Below are 16,494 nucleotides of genomic sequence, written 5' to 3'. Positions count from 1 at the left end.
AATCGAAGTTTACGGGCCGGTTCGAACACTTTTCACGCCGAAATCGAAGTTTGCAGGCCGGATCGAACACTTTTCATGCCGGAATCGAAGTTTGCAGGCCGGATCGAACACTTTTCATGCCGGAATCGAAGTTTACGGGCCGGTTCGAACACTTTTCACGCCGAAATCGAAGTTTGCAGGCCGGATCGAACACTTTTCATGCCGGAATCGAAGTTTGCGGGCCGGATTAAACACTCTTCATGCTGGACGCAATATTTACCCGTCCAATGGAATTCATGTACTATCATGAAGACTAGTATCATTATTATTGATCAAATTATACATTTCATTAAATAAGGATGATACCCGAATCGTTGCAAATTTGAAAAACGAAACATCCAACAATTGGATGTTTCGTCTCAATGAGGAGGCTATTCCATTGCCCTGCAATAAATTAAAACTTCAATCAGGGGGTCTTACTGCCCGTTAAGAATGGGATCACACGTGTTTTCTAAGGAAAGAAGAAGCTACCGCAGTTTCAGCTGAAACAATAAATCGTGAATCGAATAAAAAGGAAGCGAAAGGTCTGATCAATTCATTATTACCAACTACATCCTTCTAACTGAAAATCAAAGAGAACTGTTTAATAAACTCTATTTATCTCTTATGTTTCTGTTCCTAATAATCTTGTGTACGTTTGATAACCAACAACTAATGAAATTAAGGAACCAATGAGAAAGACTCCGGATCCTACGAATGTAAATATTCTTCCAATCAATGTATTTTTAGCTTCAACAAGTTCAGCATTATTATTCATCATTTTCACTCCTAGATATTTTCTACTTCTAATCTATGTAGCCTAAAAAATTCTGTTCATTACAAGAACAACCAACTGAGGTCCTTTTGCTATGGTAACGTACATAATAATCTCCTTTTATTCTTATGGGGAATTTGAAAAATCCTTACATTTTATTTTAGGGGAACACGAGGGGCTTCTTTATTTCGAGAAGCATTAATAATTCAGTCTTCACAACTCCATCTTTGTGATTAGTATGTACAGCATGTTACTAGTTACGTTTTAACGTCAACCAGTTTTTATAAAAGATTAAAGTTTCTTCCATTTTAAACTCTACTTGCTCAACATAAAATAAAGGTAGGCAAACATATTAAACTTAGCTAATATGTGCCTACCTTATCGAATTTATTATCCTTCTATTTCTGTAAACCGCTTAAACAATAACACCGCATTATGTCCACCAAATCCAAAGCCGTTAGAAAGAGCATAATTCACCGTTTCTTCTACAGCTCGATTCGGAATGTAATTTAAGTCACACTCTTCGTCTGGTTCTTCATAGTTAATCGTTGGAGGTAAAATACCTTCCTGGATGCTTTTCACCGTAATGACACCTTCAACACCACCAGCAGCACCGAATAGATGACCTGTCATGGATTTAGTAGAGCTGACTTTTAGCTTGTAGGCATGTTCGCCAAATACGTGTTTAATTGCTTTCGTTTCAGACTTATCCCCTTCCGGTGTGCTTGTTCCGTGTGCGTTGATGTAATCAATTTGTTCTGGATCGATTTTCGCCATCATTATCGCTTTTTCCATTGCATTAGCAGCACCTAAGTAATCAGGTGAGGTAATATGATGCGCATCTGTCGAGGACCCGTATCCAACAATTTCTCCTAAAATCATCGCGCCCCTCTTTTTGGCATGCTCATATTCTTCAAGCATTAACACACCTGCACCTTCAGACATTACGAACCCGTCTCGTCCCTTATCAAATGGTCTGCTTGCTTTATTTGGCTCCTCGTTTCGTGTGGACATTGCACGCATACGTGAAAAACCTGCAAATGCTAGTGGATTAATCGTCGCTTCAGCTCCACCAGCAAGAATCGCATCTGAATAGCCATGATGGATGTTCAAAAAAGCCTCGCCAATTGCCTGATTCCCTGTCGCACAAGCAGATACTGGGGAAAAACTCGGACCGGCAAAGCCAGTTTTGATGGCAATGATTCCTGATGCCATATTACTAATCATCATCGGTACCATAAATGGCGACACGCGTCTTGGCCCTTTATCTAACAACGCCTTATGATTCTCAAGCGTCGTATCAATCCCGCCAATGCCGGAACCAACGTACACACCGTACCGATCATTCGTCTCATCAGTCTCCAAAACCAATCCTGACTGATCAAGCGCTTGCATTGCTGCAGCATACGCATATTGAATAAATTTATCATATCTGCCAATTTCCTTATTATCTAAGTACGACTCTGGGTTAAAATCTTCAATATATCCGCCAATTTGTGTGTTAATCCCATCAAATTCGTCTGATGTAATTTTCTTTATTCCTGATTTCCCTTCTTTTATGTGATTCCAAAAAGTATCTACATCATTTCCTAAAGGGGATACAACCCCACACCCTGTTACTACGACTCTTCGGCTCATTGTAATAACTCCTTCAATTGTTTACTTATTGTCTCCATTATTTCCCCACCAACTGCTCGCCTATACTGGAGTGCTCCTTTCAAAGCGGATAATAGTAGGATCGCCTTAGCTTCATTATTATGTATATCTTTAAGTAATTCAGCTACACAGCCCAATTCTTTGTTCGTTACGTGTTGAACAGATTGCTTGAGAATTTCAGGCAAATAAGGAAAATCTGCTTGAAACGCTGAGATAGGACAAATTTCGTCTAAATCAATGTAAGATAGCCTCATTCTAAGAAATTCAATTGCTTTTTCCTTCGGATCTATATCCATCTGCTTGATTGCTATCATCATTTGGTCCAACCCAGTTTCCAGTCTGTCGCACACAGCAAGTCCTAAACTCTCTTTTTTTTCAAAGTGATAATGAATACTTGCTTTAGTCAAACCGAGCTCTTTCGAAAGATGATCATAGCTGAAAGACAGATAGCCTCTTTTTTTTATGTGTACAAGCGCCCTTTCAATGATTTGTTCTTTTCTATTTTCCATATCCATACACTAACCTACTACTAAGTAAGTGTCAATGTTAGAGAACCGCTCACTGTCAATTTAAGATTCCGAGATGTCCGTTGGATGCAGATAAAATCATTTTCTTCTATAAGGTAACTCCAAGATATTAAGCCACTTTTCCAAAATAACCTTTCCTCTTATCTTTATAAAGGGGATTTTCTATGCGCAAAGAGGCTGCCCTTTCGTAATAGGTCAGCCTCTTTACCCGATTTATCAAGCTATAATGATTCTCTGTTTACGATTGTATGTGAAAAGGAATTATTCTTTTACTGGACGTTCCTGCTTTTCGCCATTTAAGACAAGATGGAAGATAATATCTGCTTTCAATGAATTCGATACGGAACAGTATTTCTCTTTACCAAGATCAATGGCTCGCCACACTCGCTTGCTGTCAACAGTTCCATTGATTGTAAACGTAACGTTAATCGTTGTAAATGCTTTTGGCATGTCTTCTTCTCTTGTGCCATCAGTTTCAATTTCGAGTGTGTCTACTTCAGATAAATACGGTCTTAGGATCATTGTAACATCAATCCCAATGCAACCAGCAAGAGATGCAAGTAACATTTCAGTTGGTGTAACGCCTTTCCCTTCTCCACCATATTTTTCAGTTGCATCCATTTTCACTTCATATCCTGAATCACCAACAGATGTGAATGCACGTTGTCCAGTCCATTTCGTTAGTACTTTCATCCTTATCCCTCTTTCAATTAATGACTTCTTCCATTTTCAAAAACTTTCTAGCTCGTTCTGTTTTTGGCCGACTAAAGAATTCTTCTGATGTTCCTTCTTCCACTACCACACCATCAGCCATGAATATGATTCGGTCGGCGACTTCACGCGCAAACTCCATTTCATGAGTCACAATAACCATTGTCATGCCCGTATGAGCAAGCTCTTTAATTACAGCAAGAACTTCGTCCACCAATTCCGGATCAAGAGCAGAAGTTGGCTCATCAAATAGCATAAGATCAGGTTCCATTGCTAAGGCTCTTGCGATGGCTACCCTTTGTTGTTGTCCACCAGAGAGCCTATTTGGATATTGATCTTTTTTTTCTAATAATCCAACTCTCTTGAGCAGCTTTTCCCCTAGAGTAATTGCTTTTTCTCTCGGAATTTTTTTGACAATAAGCAATGCTTCCACTACGTTCTGCAGTACGGTTTTATGTGGGTATAAATTGAATTGTTGAAAGACCATTCCTGTATGTAGCCGGATTTTACCAATCTGTTTGTTTCGTTCTCTTTGTGATTGGTTCGCATCCACTGAAATACCACCAACTTGAATTCTGCCGCCTGACAATTCCTCTAACCCATTAAACATTCGCAACAATGTACTTTTTCCTGAGCCGCTCGGTCCTAAGATAGCGACCACTTCACCGGTCTCTACGGTCAAATTGATGTTTTTTAACACTTCAAGCCCTGAAAAACTCTTTGACAGATTTTCCGTCTTTATCATAGGATCACCATACTTATTCATAAATTGATAGCCGTCGCTCGATTCTCTCTAATATGAAGGAAAATCCCGTGCTGAGTATCCAGTACATCACTGCAATTGCCAGATAAAACGGCATGTACACATAATATTGCGCAATCAAAAGCTGTGCCGATCGAAGCAATTCTGTGACTGTAATTACAGATACGAGCGATGTTTCCTTTAACATTCCGATGAACGTATTCCCCGCTGGTGGTATCGCAATTCGAATCGCTTGCGGCAGAATGATTCTCTTCATTGTTTGGATCGGCGTCATTCCTGATGCATATGCCGCTTCATATTGTCCCTTTGGAATAGCTTGTATCGCACCACGCAATGTTTCCGATAAATACGCACCGATGCTAATACTTAGCGCAATATACGCTGCAGTCAACGGCTGAAGATTTAAGCCGTAATCCGCTAATCCATAATAAACAATAATGATCTGCACAAGGGTCGGCGTTCCTCGAATAATCGATACATAAGCACGTGCCAACCACCTAATCGATCGATTTCCTTTTAATCTCGCGATCGCAACAACAACCGCGATGATGGAGCCAAAAAACATCGAAACAATCGTAATCAGAAGCGTATAATAAGCTCCCTTTAACAAAAACGGCAAATTTGACCAAATAATATCCATTTACTTGTCCAGCCCTTCCTCTTTACTCAGCTGGTTCTTCATTAAACCACTTCACAAAAATCTTTTTATACGTTCCGTCCGCCTTCATGTCAGCTAAGATTCGGTCCAGCTCTTTTAAGAACTTCTCATTTCCTTTGCGAACTGCGATGCCTGCTTGATCAGACTTCACCGGTTCGCCTACTGCTTTTATTTTAAAGCCGTTCTTCTCAACAATCGGTTTAATGGCATACATATTATTAATCGTTGCATCAATTCTGCCTGTATCCAAATCCTTCAGCGATGTAATGACATCGTCATAGGTTTTAATTGTAAAATCGCCCACTTTTGGCAGTAGCTCGGTACGGAGGTAGGTTTCGTCATTTGTTCCTAATCCGACACCGATATTTTTCCCTTTAAAATCTTCTACAGACTTAATCGTAGTATTCCCTTCTTGAACAATGACTTTTACGTTATTTGTAATATACGGCTTTGTAAAATCTAGTTGTTTCTTCCGTTCATCCGTAATCGTCATTTGGCTGATTACAACATCAAACTTGTTCGTTTGTAGACCAGCAATCATTCCCGAAAATTCTTGAGCAACAAATTCAACCTTTACCCCTAAACGTTTCGCAACTTCCTTCGCAATATCTACGTCAAAACCGTCCATTTCTTTTTTGTCATTTAAGAAATTATATGGCTGATACGTTCCCATGACACCAACCCGTAATGTACCTTGATCCTTTACCTCTTTGAGTAAATCTTTATTCGCATTGTTGGCGTTATTCTTTGCACCACATGCACTTAATATCATCAATATAGCTACTAGGAAAGTCAGTAGCAACCTGGGGCGCTTTTTCATGTTCAAATCACTCCTTCATTTATTATCCTAACAATCCAAAGAACTCAAACTTTACTAGTTCCTTTGCAAGGTCATTTGCTGATTGTTCTTCTACAGCTGATTCATATGTAACAGGGCCGAATAGCCATCTTGCCAGCATGCCTTCCATTAAGCTCATTACTAATGCAGCTTGAATCGACGGATCTTTTTCTGGCAAAATCCTCAGTTCCATTGCCCGCTTTAAGTTATTCTTGAATGCTTCTTCAATTTTTATACGGGTTTCGAAAATTAAATGCTTGATGGACTCTTCACTATCGATTCCTTTGATGATTAATTCCATCAAATATCGATTACCCTTTGAAAAGGTAAATAAATCTTCAAATAATTTTTCAGAAGAGGCCACTGCATCGGCTATGGTACCTGGAGATGTCCGATATCCTTTGGAAACAACTGCAAGAATCTGTGCTTGTCCGCTTTGAATGATCTCAAGTACTATACTTTCCTTGCTTTTAAAATACCAATAGAAAGTCCCTTGAGCAATTCCTGCTTCACGAACAATATCTGATATCTTTGTCTTATGATAACCATTCATAGCAAACAGTTTGATGGCAATCGCAATTATTTGTTCTCTTCGATCAATAGACTTCTCATTTTCTTTAATCACAATTCCTCCTCTCGATTGATCAGTCAGTTGATACACCTTATCGTATAAAATCTCTCATAATTCGTCAATTAATTGAACCTGTTTAGTAGGAATTAAAATCCTACTTATTAATTTTGAGAATTACATATTCGCATACTACTATTTTCAGATAGTCACCCTTTCATTTATTTGTTAAACTGAAATTACAGAGATGAAATGTTGAGGAGAAAAAATGAAACGAAAAAGGAAGGTATCTAAAGCCCTTTTTATCTTGTTTGCGTTGCTTTTTGCTATCTTACTGATTAAACAGGTCATGCAGGTCCCACATACAGAAAAGGTTTCAACAACCATAATTCAACCGGACCCCTTTGCTTCAGTAAAGAAATACAGTTCGACCCTGCACGATGAACTGGCCCAATATAATTTGCAAGAATATACAGTCGTACTTATTGCCGTCATGCAACAAGAAAGCCGTGGTAAGGGCGGAGATCCGATGCAATCTTCAGAATCAGCTGGACTTGCTCCTAACACCATTACCGATCCTAAGGAAAGCATTCAATATGGCGTTAAGCATTTCAAACAGGTTATTGCCTATGGCAAAGAAAAAAAAGTTGATTTTCCAACCATCATCCAGTCCTATAATATGGGAATAGGCTATATTAATTACATTGCGGAAAACGGTGGAAAGCATAGTGAAGAGCTGGCAAAGAAATTCTCGATGATTCAAGTAGAAAAAAATCCCGACCTGTACAATTGCGGTGGAAATAAAGAAAATTTCCGCTACCCATATTGCTACGGTGATTTCTCCTATAGTGCGAAAGTAACCAAAAATATTGAAGCGTTAGCAGATAGTATCCCAACGCTTGTAAGTGAAAAACACCCAGATGCTTTTTGAATCTAGGTGTTTTTCCCATTATCCTCCGAACAAAACTACATCAACACTTCATCTTGCACACCACTTACATTTTATCCCAACATTACCACGCTTTAATAAAATAAATTTAAAATCGACTTTTCTGATAACGTATTCGATTATAAATCAATGGAAAATCACATCTACATACATGTTTTCACCCGTATGGTGAATCCTTTACATTAGGTCATATTAAACATAGATGATTATGAAAGGAGTCAATCCTATGAAAAAAGAAGAAAAACAACATGAAAAAGGGACTAAGATAAGTCATGCCGAGGAGCTAGAAATTATTTTTGGTTATTCGAATCGTAAAAATGGGCAACCTGTTCCTCAACCTAAAGATTACGATGAAATAGAGTATTAAGATATATCTAGGCATAACTGCAAATTACCAATAAGGCAAAAATAATTAAGGATTGCAGTACAAGGAAAATAATAAGTTTCACTTCAATCAAGATGGACCAGGAACCACCCAACAATATTTGGAGGTGCCTGGTCCTTATTGACGCATTAATGAATCAATTCTTAACCTAGTAGAACTTTTTATTCCACATTAACTTATTTTTGTAAATATTAGTGCCATTTCTCTTTTAATCGATCGAAAAATCCTTTTTTATTAACAGCTTGTTATGTAGTTTTGATAAGATAAGCAGTACAATGATAGAGCCTATTAATGTTAACGACATATCCCTTTGTGCATCCCAAAAATCACCTTGTGTTCCTAAAGCTTTTCCGCATTTTGAAATAATAGAAGCTAACCATTCTATAATTTCATATAAAGTTCCAATAGCAAGTGCAAAACTTAATGTGATCGCAAATAAACCTTTTAGAAAATGCCCAAACCGATCATAGTGGTTCCGGTTTAAATCAAAATAATCTTTTATCCAATTAAATAGAGGAACTTTTGAGTAAGTATAGTGAGCACCGATGAACATAGCAATCGAAAGATTAGCAATAATGATATATGATAATGTAGTGAGGCGAAATTTATTATATGCAGCAATAACAATGATCAGTACCGCAACGGCAGGAAGTACTTCCATTGTCCATATCAAGTATCCTTCTGGCTGAATAAATGACCAAATAAAAACTGCAGTAACTACCAATAGGAATAATAAATGAATCCTTATACTTTTATCTCTCCCCATTTTTTTACTCCATTAGATTTATGATTTATTTTCAATTGTAAAGGCTCTTTTCGTAAAGATTGTTGTTTTTAGCAAGAAACCAATTCGAACAGATGTTGATCTTCGTTACAGGTGCGAGACTCCTGCGGGAAAAGCGTGTTGAGGGAGACCCCGCAAGTGCAAAGCACTGAGGAGGCTTCTGAGACCGCCCGCGGAAAGCGAGTACCTGCAACGGAAATCACCCCGGGTTATTAGTGTAAAAATGATTGAAAAGCAACAAAGTATGTGAAAACAGCCATTGTAAAAGACAGAAATTTCTACAGAGTACTTGATGGATCAGGTTATTAGTTTATGCAAGTGGAAGAATCCATACAGTGAGAAATAAGGGATTTATATCTGTTAGATCTAGGTTTCATCTGAATTCATCACATGTGTATTGATAAAATGCTTAATCCTTTCATTTAAATCATTAGCCGCTTTTGTAGGGATCTGATGCTTTGCATGATCAATGAACGTTAATTCCTTACATGGCAATTTTTCATGCAATATCTTGGCATAATAATAAAATGGTTTATCTTCTTTACCATAAACCAATAAAATTGGAAGATTGATTTTCTCTAGCTGATGGGTACAGTTATAATGCAAACTATAACGGTAATACTGCTCGATATTTCTTGCATCGCCTTTTCGGGCTTCTTTAAACATCTTTATAAACAACTTTTTCGTATTTGAATTGCTCCAAGAAATGGATAGCGCAAGAACTGAAATTGCTCCTTTATTTGCAAGCGACATACCTAAAGAAATTTTTTTCTTTAGGTATTTATCCCTCACTTCAGACATTCCACCTATTACAATGCCTCCCAGAGCCCAATCGGCAGAATTCAGCAAATATTCCAATACGATCGAACCACCGGTTGAATATCCGCAGATAAATGCTTTTTTAATTTTTAAATGATCCAACAGATGTTTGATATCTTCTACAATCAACGGATAGGTTACTGGCGGTCTTGAATACTGACTCCCTCCATGACCTCTAATATCAAAAGTAATTACTTTAAATTCTTGGGATAATTCCTCTATTTGGTATGTAAAATTCAAGCCAGTGAGTACAGGAGGGTGAATAAAAACAATAGGAATCCCTTTTCCTTTAACAGTATAATACAAGCTAATACCGTCAACATCTAACATTGGCATGTATATTATCACCTCAATAATCTAAAATCTTCAATATGGAATCTTTCATTCACGATAGTCCCATCTTTAATCAACCAATTAATGATAAAACCCATTCTTTCATATCTACCATTCGTAAATATGAAGGTGTTGACTGTGTGCCCGTTACGATCAATGGTACTAAAGAATCTTGTTGGTGCAATCCTCCGTGACTAGCTCCTCCTACATGGGTTGGTGAACCTTCACCAATAAATTCATAGCCTGGTTTAGCACTGACGATAATAAAATTTCCTTCATGTGAATGTAAACTACTATATATACGTGCCAAAGCATCTGGATAGTTACCATAATGAAGTTGATTGTCACGTACCGTTAGATCTAATAATCCATAATCACCGTCAACAACCCAAGTTTGGTTATATGGATCCGTTAATTCTCCGCCTTTTCGATAATGAAGTTCTCCTTTTTTTTCACCGGATTTGACCTTTATCGTTTCCTCTTCTTGCCATGCAATGACATCAATTCGATGATCATTTACTAGCTCTAATACAAGTGTATGAATAGGTAATGTGTTCGCATCTAGTGAATAGATATATGACATCCGTTGATTTACTGCAAGCACAATCTGATCTTTTGCTTGAACGCCGTCTCTTAGTTTCATAATGTGATATGAGCCAAGTATTTTCCTAAGATCAATTAAAGCTTCTTTCTGATTAGAATCAATCCACGCTTGCCCGTTATCACCCATTGTAATCCAAATATTGTTTTGTATTGCTTCTTCCCATGAATCATATACATTAAGAATCTTTTGTAAATGTTGATCGACTTTTTCTATACCTTTTACGTCCATACGACCATGTTTATGAACACTCTGATCAAGCTCGGGAAAGTAAACGATGGAAAACGAAGGAAGTTGGTCTTTGTTAATTAAAAAAGATAATTCCTGAACGGAAAAAGAATTGTTGAATCCAAATTTTTGCCATAGACGTTGATACCTTTTAGATAGACTAACTTTGTTTAATGACCCATATGTAAAAACTTTAGCACCTAATGTTGGACGGTCTTTTTGAATGGAAGTAAACCATGTTATTAATTTCGGCAATTTATATAAGTGAGATGTATTTCCTCGATAAATCAGTGCATTTATCGAAGCCGAATCGATACCTTTTTCCGCTAACTCCTCATGTATGGTTTTAACTTCCTTACTGATATGATTGCCGTTCATGTGAAATAAGATATCTTCAAGAGATTGACTAAGACCAAGCTTCCACAATTCACGAATATGACTGCCATAATTAATGAGACGATTTTCTTTTGTATGAAACCAAACGAGCCCAGGTAACCGATGAACATCACACTGGGTACCAGTTAGTATAGTTGCATCAACAGTAACAGACATAGTTGGAAAAGTACTAACTACATCTGGAAAATACATCCCATTCTCGATTAAAAACTTGAATGCAGGTGCTCGATTATTTTTGATGGCCTCTTGTAGAGGTGAATCCATTAAGGTATCAATGATAAGCATAATCACAGGTTTTGATTTTCGAGGATTTTTTGCTAATAAAGAAGCCACATCAATCATCCTTTTTCTTTAATTAAATTGTATTTTCTCCCTTACCAATTGAGTTTATGTACAAAACCATTTTGAATATTTTTTGACCTTAATCGTAAACGTGTTAAGTCCATAAACATTACCAGCATATCAAACACCTATTAGCAAATATTAGATTATGAAAGGCATCTGCTTTTCAAATATCTAGTGAGGAGTGTTTAAACTGAATAACTGGATACCTGCTCTTTTCAATATTAGAAGAAGAAGGAATAATAGAAGGATGATGTGGGCATCTATGTTAAGCCTGGGGATTAGTGCAGCCGCTTATGGGTTAAGTAGAAATCGAACCAGAAATATGATGATTCCTGTTCAAAACTTAATTGATAATTTTCGACTGCGAAATGATGGTCAAATGTCAAAAATGGCGAACGTAATGGAGTTTTCAAAGGAATTAGTACCTGATAAAGATCCTTTTACAAACAAGTAGCTTTTTTGCTTTAAAATGAGGATGTCTCGGCAAAGAATCTGACCCTTTTGTTATGAGACATCCTCGGCTTTATTTCTGTATACGTGTCACAACAATCTATACAGTAAAGAAATCATGACGAGCTTCCGAATCGTAATGAATTACTACTCCACCAAAGTTTTCTTTCTGTTTGCTTCGCTTTTTAATCTGTAGAAAAACCATATGGCACTGGCCAGCCAAAAACTGCTCGCGAAATAGCCACCGATAATATCGCTTGGATAGTGCACCCCTAGATAAATCCGACTTATACCAATCATGAAAATGAATATACCGCTAATGATAATTAGAGTTGTGCGTCCCAAAAAAGTAGGGATATGACGCCATAATAGAAAAGAAATAATTCCATAAACTGCAAAGGCATTCATCGCATGACCACTTGGAAAACTATAGCCGCCCACTTCAATCAGGCGATGAATATCTGGACGGGAACGTTGGAAAACGAATTTCAAGAGCTGATTAAGAACCGGTGTTCCGATTATGACGACAACAAATAGTACTAATTCTGTTCGATGCTTTAAAACTTTATCTAGAATAATTAAAGCAATTAGAACAATCACCAACACAACTGGCATCGAACCAATAAATGTAAAAAACTTCATGATCGAAGTAACCAGGGAAGTCTCGAATCCTTGAACAAAAGAAATCACCTTTTGATCAAATTGAACGATCCTCTTCCCACTAATAAGAATAGCCATAAGACTAAAAGCCATAAGCGAGAACAAACTTATTAATAAAGCAATCAAAAGCAGCCCCTTTTGTTTCATGTGAAAACACCTCAAATGTATGATTATTCTTAGATGTACGTACTTTCTATTTTTTAGAATAAAACTGTTTTCCTTAATATCTCTCATATTCTGTAAACATGTTTACACTGCAAGCTTGTCTTTTCAATAACTTGGGCAACATTTATTTAATAATTTCGACAGGAAAAGATGCCCGCTATTCATACAGGCATGACAAAATTGGTATCTTTCTTAATCTTGACTTTGCTCCAGATTATTATTTACCTTAAGGTAGAATCTTACTATCTCAATAAAGCAAAACTTTAATAGTTGGAGTCCCTCTACCTACGCTTCTTCGATTCCTCTATGCTTTAATCGTAGGTGTCTTACTACCGTTCATTTGGGATAATAACCTTGTACATTCAGACTAATCATATCAAAAACATGCCACATTTATCTTCTGCGCCCATTAAACTATCCATTGACACATATAATTATAGTTGTATCATAGTATGGTAAGTTTATAAGTTTTAATTCAAAGAGAGGTGGAAAGCTGTTCTAGTTTGCAGCAAGATACATGAAAATCATAACGATCATCTTCCAGATTGCTATTCTTTATGCCTTTTCCTTTATCGGAAACGTTTTGCATGACTTATTTAATCTGCCGATTCCAGGAAGTATCATTGGTATGCTCTTGTTATTGGTTGGTTTGTCTTTAAAAATTATTCCAGTGCGATTCATTGAAGCTGGAGTTGGATTTCTGCTGAAATATTTATCATTGTTATTTATACCAGCTATGTTGGGGATCATGAATCACCCTTCATTACTTTCATTTAAAGGGTCACTCTTAGTTGTAATTACTGTCATAAGTACGATGATCACGATGGGTGCAGCTGGATTGATGAGTCAGTTTCTTGAAAAACGGGAACAACTAAGAAAGGAGAAAGAGAAATGCAGCAAACACTATTCGCAATCACTGTAATCTTAGGGACGATTGCTGTTTATGTTCTTATGAATCGTTTATATGTACGTTTTACTTTCCCGCTACTCGTACCCGTGTTAACAACAACAATCATCCTAATCATCCTTCTTTCCATCCTCCATATTCCCTATTCAAGCTATATGGTTGGCGGACAGTGGATTCATTCCCTTCTAGGACCTGCTGTAGTAGCACTTGCCTACCCTTTATACAAACAGCGTCATATCGTCGTGAGCTATTGGTTCCCCATTATATGTGGCGTTTTTGTCGGATTAATTACTGGTATGATCAGTGTTCTCCTATTCGCACGTGTTTTAGGAATAGACCAAACGCTTATCCTATCCATGTTACCTAAATCTCTTACAACCCCTGTAGCTCTTCAAGTTTCAGAAGTACTTGGTGGTATTCCCCCAATGACGACTATTTTTGTCATGATCGCAGGTTTCACTGGCGTCATCATAGGTCCAGCCTTCATGAAACGATTGCGAATTAACAGTTCACTAGGAAAAGGAATTGCCTTTGGTAGTGCCTCACATGCTTTAGGCACAGCAAAATCTGCTGAATATGGGGAATTTACCTTGTCCATGAGTTCCGTTTCCATGACATTAAGTGCCATATTAGGATCAATTATAGGACCTATCGTCGCTTGGCTAATCACAATGTAAATCTACGTAAAGCCACAAGTAGAATCAAGGTTAATGTATAACCGATTCAGATGTTGGTAATATGCTTCCACATTCTCTTATTCCAAAAAAGGCCAGACCTCGCAACTCCCTGTATACAGTTCAGATAAGTGTGAGAAACACTGCATTCTGATTGAGAGTTGGAGGTCGGACCCTTATAGGACATCGCCGATCCTGTTTCCTATATATTTTTTTTAATCTTCCCAAACGCTTTCCATAATCGATTTTATCTTTTTCCTACGCTTTTCGGTTTCTGCTTCATTAGCCATCCATTTTTCATTGACCAACTCAACAACATCACTAACTTTTACTTTAGAATCAACCAACTTTTTCGGAACATTTATTGTTTTTCCATCGACTTCAACGACAACTAAATCTCCTTCAAATCGATCTATGATTCCCTTCATGGTTACACTTCCTTTATTTTGGCGTAAATGCTGTTTGTGTAGTAGTAGTTACTCCGTTGGCAGTTACTGTAATGTCGCCATTTACTGTGAATCCGGCAGCCGCTCTTCCTACTCTAAAGGATAGTGAGGCAACTCCATTTGCATTCGTCACACCTTCATACACCGTATCTTTCGACTTAAATTGAAGGGTTAAGTGAACATTCGCCCCATTTACAGGCTGACTGTTTTGATCTTGTACCGTAACAGTTACTGTAACTTCTTCGTTTTGATTTGGGTTGCTATTGTCAATCACTGCAGATGCCTGTATAGCGTTTGACACATCTGGTGTACTGACTGGTGGCGTCACAGCAGGTTTAGCTTGGGTTTGGTTAGGCGCTGCTGTCTGTTTCTGTGTTTTAGGAGCAGGTGTATACTCCCATGCATCTTTATTGACATTGATTTCTTTTCCATCCGTTTTAAACACAATCGTTCCATCGGTATCGTTACGGTATATATTTATTTTCTCGCTGTGAAGTCGTTCTAATACTTCGCTAGTTGGGTGACCGTAACTGTTTTTCCCTACTTGAATGACTGCGTATTTCGGTTGAACTGCTTTTAAAAATGCTTCACTAGTAGAGTGATTGCTACCATGGTGACCAGTTAAAAGAACGGTTGATTGTATCAATTCACCAGACTGAAGCCATTTTTCCTCCGTTGGTATTCCAGCATCTCCCGTCAAAAGGAATGATTGTTCACCATATTGAAGTCTGACGACGGCACTCATTTCATTCGCATCACTTGTTGTATCGTCCAGTGGAGCAATCATTTTCACTTGTACCGCAGGGTCTAAATCAAGCTCGATCCCCGCTTTTGCTGTAGTCACAGTCAATACTTTGTTTTGAATAGATTGTAAAACCGATTCAAATGTTTGCGTATTTCTTTGTACTTTCGGCATATATATTTTTCCGATATCAAAAGAGTCAATGACCGCATCCATTCCGCCAATATGATCTGCGTCAGGATGGGTTCCAATTAAAATATCAACCTTAGAAACTCCTAACTCTTTCAAGTAAGCTACCATTTTGTCTTCATCATCGTTATTGCCAGCATCAATGACCATTACTTTTTTGTTTGGAGCAATAATCACTTGTGCTGCCCCTTGGCCAACATCGACAAAATGGACGGCCATTTCTTCAGTTACCGGCTTAGAAACAACGACATCTTTCTTCGTCTCTTCTGTTTTCGTTTCTGCTGTTTTCGTCTCTGCTGTTTTCGTTTCTTTTAGTTCCTTTTCCTGTGAAGTTCCCTGCTGATCTGGGGTAGTAGGCAATATGGCTCCGCCGATTATGAATACTACAAATGCAGCCACAACAAATAAGGAGCTAGCCTTCCTAGTGCGCAATCTTAAGAATTTCACACTTCCTTTCATTACACCAAGCAGACCGATAAAAAAGCTAAAAAAAGCGACTACTATTAAAATTGTTGCTAAAAACTCCATTTCCTCTCTCCTGTCCACGTTTTCTATCATATTTGATTGTAGCAAACAAATTTATTCCCTGCTGGACCAAGTTTATCCAAATTTCTCAAAAATCGAATGGTCCCTTTATGAGGTTTTAAGACAATTCCCTCTATTCATGGCAATAATTTAGAACGCAGAATGGTAATTTCGATGCAAATCTACAACTTTCGTGCCGGATTTGGGATTTGCGTGCCGAAATCTACACTTTTCGTGCCGGATTTGGGATTTGCGTGCCGGAATCTACACTTTTCCTGCCGGATTTGGAATTTGCGCGCCAGAATGAACATTTGGCGAGTAGGAATCGGATTTGTCACGTCTTCCTATTCTAAACATACAGACATTTCAGCTTCTTGACTAA

Annotated in this window: 20 protein-coding genes; 6 read left to right on the top strand and 14 right to left on the bottom strand. The window is 37.8% G+C overall.

Going from position 1 to position 16,494, the window contains the following annotated elements; all coding sequences use genetic code 11:
- The coding region (locus HNP81_RS23615; protein WP_220478516.1) for a hypothetical protein at positions 1-230 on the top strand (230 nt) is incomplete at its 5' end.
- Positions 231-643: 413 nt separating this feature from the next.
- Here the strand turns inward: HNP81_RS23615 and HNP81_RS07145 are convergent.
- The 8 genes from HNP81_RS07145 to HNP81_RS07110 all read right to left on the bottom strand — a co-directional run bounded on the left by HNP81_RS07145 (position 644) and on the right by HNP81_RS07110 (position 6,571).
- Positions 644-799: a hypothetical protein gene (locus HNP81_RS07145; RefSeq protein WP_182502213.1), complete on the bottom strand. Its 156-nt coding sequence runs from the start codon at positions 797-799 to the stop codon at positions 644-646.
- Positions 800-1,183: 384 nt separating this feature from the next.
- On the bottom strand, positions 1,184-2,431 hold the full coding sequence (fabF, locus tag HNP81_RS07140; protein WP_182502096.1) for a beta-ketoacyl-ACP synthase II: 1,248 nt from the start codon (positions 2,429-2,431) through the stop codon (positions 1,184-1,186).
- Complete coding sequence (locus tag HNP81_RS07135) at positions 2,428-2,964, bottom strand: TetR/AcrR family transcriptional regulator (protein ID WP_182502095.1); 537 nt, start codon at positions 2,962-2,964, stop codon at positions 2,428-2,430. The genes fabF and HNP81_RS07135 overlap by 4 nt, the downstream gene beginning before the upstream one ends.
- A 273-nt stretch (positions 2,965-3,237) precedes the next feature.
- Positions 3,238-3,669 carry an OsmC family protein gene (locus HNP81_RS07130; protein WP_182502094.1) on the bottom strand — a complete coding sequence of 144 codons (432 nt, stop codon included), beginning with the start codon at positions 3,667-3,669 and terminating at the stop codon, positions 3,238-3,240.
- Positions 3,670-3,682: 13 nt separating this feature from the next.
- A complete protein-coding gene (locus tag HNP81_RS07125; protein ID WP_182502093.1) occupies positions 3,683-4,432 on the bottom strand; it encodes an amino acid ABC transporter ATP-binding protein in 750 nt (249 codons plus the stop codon).
- 13 nt (positions 4,433-4,445) lie between these two features.
- Entirely contained in the window at positions 4,446-5,090 is a 645-nt protein-coding gene (locus tag HNP81_RS07120; RefSeq protein ID WP_182502092.1) for an amino acid ABC transporter permease, read from the bottom strand.
- 22 nt (positions 5,091-5,112) lie between these two features.
- Complete coding sequence (locus HNP81_RS07115) at positions 5,113-5,928, bottom strand: transporter substrate-binding domain-containing protein (protein WP_182502091.1); 816 nt, start codon at positions 5,926-5,928, stop codon at positions 5,113-5,115.
- A gap of 22 nt (positions 5,929-5,950) precedes the next feature.
- Complete coding sequence (locus HNP81_RS07110; protein WP_312859655.1) at positions 5,951-6,571, bottom strand: TetR/AcrR family transcriptional regulator; 621 nt, start codon at positions 6,569-6,571, stop codon at positions 5,951-5,953.
- Positions 6,572-6,782: 211 nt separating this feature from the next.
- Between HNP81_RS07110 and HNP81_RS07105 the strand changes: the two genes are divergently transcribed.
- Both HNP81_RS07105 and HNP81_RS07100 read left to right on the top strand, forming a co-directional pair.
- Positions 6,783-7,445 (top strand): lysozyme family protein, encoded by a 663-nt coding sequence (locus HNP81_RS07105; RefSeq protein ID WP_182502090.1) that lies wholly within the window; start codon positions 6,783-6,785, stop codon positions 7,443-7,445.
- A gap of 244 nt (positions 7,446-7,689) precedes the next feature.
- Positions 7,690-7,830, top strand: a complete 141-nt coding sequence (locus HNP81_RS07100) for a hypothetical protein (RefSeq protein WP_182502089.1) — start codon at positions 7,690-7,692, stop codon at positions 7,828-7,830.
- Between the two features lie 226 nt (positions 7,831-8,056).
- Here the strand turns inward: HNP81_RS07100 and HNP81_RS07095 are convergent, their stop codons facing one another.
- The 3 genes from HNP81_RS07095 to HNP81_RS07085 all read right to left on the bottom strand — a co-directional run bounded on the left by HNP81_RS07095 (position 8,057) and on the right by HNP81_RS07085 (position 11,294).
- Positions 8,057-8,614 carry a DUF2238 domain-containing protein gene (locus tag HNP81_RS07095; protein ID WP_182502088.1) on the bottom strand — a complete coding sequence of 186 codons (558 nt, stop codon included), beginning with the start codon at positions 8,612-8,614 and terminating at the stop codon, positions 8,057-8,059.
- A 384-nt stretch (positions 8,615-8,998) separates the two neighbouring features.
- Positions 8,999-9,787 carry an alpha/beta fold hydrolase gene (locus HNP81_RS07090; protein ID WP_182502087.1) on the bottom strand — a complete coding sequence of 263 codons (789 nt, stop codon included), beginning with the start codon at positions 9,785-9,787 and terminating at the stop codon, positions 8,999-9,001.
- 70 nt (positions 9,788-9,857) lie between these two features.
- Positions 9,858-11,294: an alkaline phosphatase family protein gene (locus tag HNP81_RS07085; RefSeq protein WP_376766725.1), complete on the bottom strand. Its 1,437-nt coding sequence runs from the start codon at positions 11,292-11,294 to the stop codon at positions 9,858-9,860.
- Between the two features lie 307 nt (positions 11,295-11,601).
- On the opposite strand from HNP81_RS07085, the gene HNP81_RS07080 reads away from it, so the two are divergent.
- Positions 11,602-11,808, top strand: coding sequence for a hypothetical protein (locus tag HNP81_RS07080; protein ID WP_152534745.1), 207 nt, complete (start codon positions 11,602-11,604; stop codon positions 11,806-11,808).
- Positions 11,809-11,951: 143 nt separating this feature from the next.
- On the opposite strand, the gene HNP81_RS07075 is transcribed toward HNP81_RS07080, so the two are convergent.
- Positions 11,952-12,611, bottom strand: coding sequence for a phosphatase PAP2 family protein (locus HNP81_RS07075; RefSeq protein ID WP_182502085.1), 660 nt, complete (start codon positions 12,609-12,611; stop codon positions 11,952-11,954).
- A gap of 535 nt (positions 12,612-13,146) precedes the next feature.
- Here HNP81_RS07075 and HNP81_RS07070 point away from each other — a divergent pair.
- Both HNP81_RS07070 and HNP81_RS07065 read left to right on the top strand, forming a co-directional pair.
- Positions 13,147-13,551 (top strand): CidA/LrgA family protein, encoded by a 405-nt coding sequence (locus HNP81_RS07070; RefSeq protein WP_028392362.1) that lies wholly within the window; start codon positions 13,147-13,149, stop codon positions 13,549-13,551.
- Positions 13,521-14,213 (top strand): LrgB family protein, encoded by a 693-nt coding sequence (locus HNP81_RS07065; RefSeq protein ID WP_028392363.1) that lies wholly within the window; start codon positions 13,521-13,523, stop codon positions 14,211-14,213. The genes HNP81_RS07070 and HNP81_RS07065 overlap by 31 nt, the downstream gene beginning before the upstream one ends.
- Positions 14,214-14,425: 212 nt before the next feature.
- On the opposite strand, the gene HNP81_RS07060 is transcribed toward HNP81_RS07065, so the two are convergent.
- Together HNP81_RS07060 and HNP81_RS07055 are read right to left on the bottom strand one after the other, a co-directional pair.
- The gene (locus tag HNP81_RS07060) at positions 14,426-14,638 is read right to left on the bottom strand and encodes a DUF3006 domain-containing protein (protein WP_182502084.1); all 213 of its coding nucleotides are present in this window, start codon (positions 14,636-14,638) and stop codon (positions 14,426-14,428) included.
- A gap of 13 nt (positions 14,639-14,651) precedes the next feature.
- The gene (locus HNP81_RS07055) at positions 14,652-16,115 is read right to left on the bottom strand and encodes an MBL fold metallo-hydrolase (protein ID WP_182502083.1); all 1,464 of its coding nucleotides are present in this window, start codon (positions 16,113-16,115) and stop codon (positions 14,652-14,654) included.
- Between the last annotated feature and the right edge of the window lie 379 nt (positions 16,116-16,494).

Source organism: Peribacillus huizhouensis (assembly GCF_014138605.1).
GTDB lineage: Bacteria > Bacillota > Bacilli > Bacillales > DSM-1321 > Peribacillus > Peribacillus huizhouensis.
The sequence above is the reverse complement of the archived record's forward strand: the minus strand, read 5'-3'. Positions and strand labels throughout refer to the sequence as shown.

What these genes read in the sequence shown, in the direction of transcription:
- HNP81_RS07080 (WP_152534745.1), top strand. Translation starts at nt 11,602, where the DNA reads ATGATGTGGGCATCTATGTTAAGCCTGGGGATTAGTGCAGCCGCTTAT.
- HNP81_RS07100 (WP_182502089.1), top strand. Translation starts at nt 7,690, where the DNA reads ATGAAAAAAGAAGAAAAACAACATGAAAAAGGGACTAAGATAAGTCAT.
- HNP81_RS07090 (WP_182502087.1), bottom strand. Translation starts at nt 9,787, where the DNA reads ATGCCAATGTTAGATGTTGACGGTATTAGCTTGTATTATACTGTTAAA.
- HNP81_RS07120 (WP_182502092.1), bottom strand. Translation starts at nt 5,090, where the DNA reads ATGGATATTATTTGGTCAAATTTGCCGTTTTTGTTAAAGGGAGCTTAT.
- HNP81_RS07055 (WP_182502083.1), bottom strand. Translation starts at nt 16,115, where the DNA reads ATGGAGTTTTTAGCAACAATTTTAATAGTAGTCGCTTTTTTTAGCTTT.
- HNP81_RS07130 (WP_182502094.1), bottom strand. Translation starts at nt 3,669, where the DNA reads ATGAAAGTACTAACGAAATGGACTGGACAACGTGCATTCACATCTGTT.
- HNP81_RS07115 (WP_182502091.1), bottom strand. Translation starts at nt 5,928, where the DNA reads ATGAAAAAGCGCCCCAGGTTGCTACTGACTTTCCTAGTAGCTATATTG.
- HNP81_RS07125 (WP_182502093.1), bottom strand. Translation starts at nt 4,432, where the DNA reads ATGATAAAGACGGAAAATCTGTCAAAGAGTTTTTCAGGGCTTGAAGTG.
- fabF (WP_182502096.1), bottom strand. Translation starts at nt 2,431, where the DNA reads ATGAGCCGAAGAGTCGTAGTAACAGGGTGTGGGGTTGTATCCCCTTTA.
- HNP81_RS07145 (WP_182502213.1), bottom strand. Translation starts at nt 799, where the DNA reads ATGATGAATAATAATGCTGAACTTGTTGAAGCTAAAAATACATTGATT.
- HNP81_RS07095 (WP_182502088.1), bottom strand. Translation starts at nt 8,614, where the DNA reads ATGGGGAGAGATAAAAGTATAAGGATTCATTTATTATTCCTATTGGTA.
- HNP81_RS07060 (WP_182502084.1), bottom strand. Translation starts at nt 14,638, where the DNA reads ATGAAGGGAATCATAGATCGATTTGAAGGAGATTTAGTTGTCGTTGAA.
- HNP81_RS07070 (WP_028392362.1), top strand. Translation starts at nt 13,147, where the DNA reads ATGAAAATCATAACGATCATCTTCCAGATTGCTATTCTTTATGCCTTT.
- HNP81_RS07075 (WP_182502085.1), bottom strand. Translation starts at nt 12,611, where the DNA reads ATGAAACAAAAGGGGCTGCTTTTGATTGCTTTATTAATAAGTTTGTTC.
- HNP81_RS07135 (WP_182502095.1), bottom strand. Translation starts at nt 2,964, where the DNA reads ATGGATATGGAAAATAGAAAAGAACAAATCATTGAAAGGGCGCTTGTA.
- HNP81_RS07105 (WP_182502090.1), top strand. Translation starts at nt 6,783, where the DNA reads ATGAAACGAAAAAGGAAGGTATCTAAAGCCCTTTTTATCTTGTTTGCG.
- HNP81_RS07065 (WP_028392363.1), top strand. Translation starts at nt 13,521, where the DNA reads ATGCAGCAAACACTATTCGCAATCACTGTAATCTTAGGGACGATTGCT.
- HNP81_RS07085 (WP_376766725.1), bottom strand. Translation starts at nt 11,294, where the DNA reads ATGCTTATCATTGATACCTTAATGGATTCACCTCTACAAGAGGCCATC.